Origin of the sequence: Algoriphagus sp. A40, assembly GCF_002002735.1 — a bacterium.
In the GTDB taxonomy this organism is placed as follows: Bacteria; Bacteroidota; Bacteroidia; order Cytophagales; family Cyclobacteriaceae; genus Algoriphagus.
Genome location: NZ_MUNY01000018.1, coordinates 1 through 1,388 on the forward strand (window position 1 = coordinate 1; position 1,388 = coordinate 1,388).

Annotated in this window: 1 protein-coding gene; it reads left to right on the forward strand. The window is 45.2% G+C overall.

Translation table 11 applies throughout. From position 1 onward, the window contains the following. A partial coding sequence (locus tag B0E43_RS00095; protein ID WP_077346035.1) for an IS110 family transposase occupies nucleotides 1-1,337 on the forward strand: 1,337 nt, incomplete at its 5' end. Nucleotides 1,338-1,388: the final 51 nt, after the last annotated feature.

Here is a 1,388-nt window from a genome sequence, read left to right on the forward strand (position 1 = left end):
CTACAGGTGTTCAACGGGTTTGGGATTTAAAACTAATCCGGATGGAAAAGATCAATCTTCATTCAGCAGGAATCGATATAGGCTCCAGGAGCATTTATATCGGCATCGAAGGAAAGGAAGTGGCAAGCTTTGGCACATTCACTTCGGAGTTTAAGGAAGCGGCGGCTTATCTTCATGAGCACTGTATCCATACCGTGGCCATGGAAGCTACAGGCAATTACTGGGTCATTTTGTATGATATCCTTGAAGAGGCTGGGATGGATGTCTGGTTGGTGGACGGTCGTCAGACCAAACAGGTTCCAGGAAGAAAAACGGATGTAAAAGACTGCCAGTGGATCAACCAGTTGCATTCCTATGGTCTTTTGAACCGCTGTTTTGTGGCCGATGGACTGGTCAAAGAACTCAGAGGCTATCAACGCCTCAGGGAAGACCATATCAGAAGCATGTCGATGCATGTCAACCATATGCAAAAGGCGTTGATCGAAATGAACATCAGGCTTCCGGAGGTACTGAGCCAAGTTCAGGGTGTAAGCGGATTGGCTATGATAGAGGCCATTCTATCCGGGGAGCGTGACCCCCACAAATTGGTTTCCCTTTGTCAGAAGGATTTGATCCGACGCAAAGGGGAAGAACTGCTGAAGGCTCTGGAAGGTCATTATTCCCCTGTCGGGTTGTTCAGCTTGGAACAGGCTTATCAGGGGTATAAGTTTTACAAATTACAGATTGCAGCCTGTGATCAAAAAATCCAGCATAGCCTCAATCGGAACGGTACGGATCTTTCAGATATCCATCTGGATGATTCCAGAAAACCTATCCGGCACAACAAACCCCAGGTAGAAGATCTGGGCAAACATCTTCTGAAACTGTTTGAAGGCAAAGATGCCACCAAACTTTCTGGAATTACGGATTACAGCTGGTTCCAGCTCTACACCGAGACGGGAACAGACTTGTCCAGATGGCCGACAGAAAAGCACTTTACCAGTTGGCTTGGACTGTCTCCGGGACAAAACCATTCAGGAAAGCAGAAACGCTCAAAATCCAAAGGAGCACCAAAAGCCGGAAATATATTCAGGATAACAGCCCAAAGCTTACTTCAAAGTAAGAAGATCGCTTTGGGCGAGTTTGGGCGCAGGCTCCGAGCCAGAAAGGGAACAGGTATAGCAATAAAAGCAATAGCAAGAAAGCTTGCAGAACAATATTGGCGCTTAATGGTCAAGGGCCTGGACTTTGTTGAATACGGCATTCAATACTACCAGGACAAGCTACTCAACCAAAAAAAGAAATATGTTCTCAAGCTTGCAGCAGAAATGAATATGGAAGTATACCAGACAAAATAAACATTCGATAATTGAATAAAATCAAAATAAATATTATCTCGTCATTGGTAG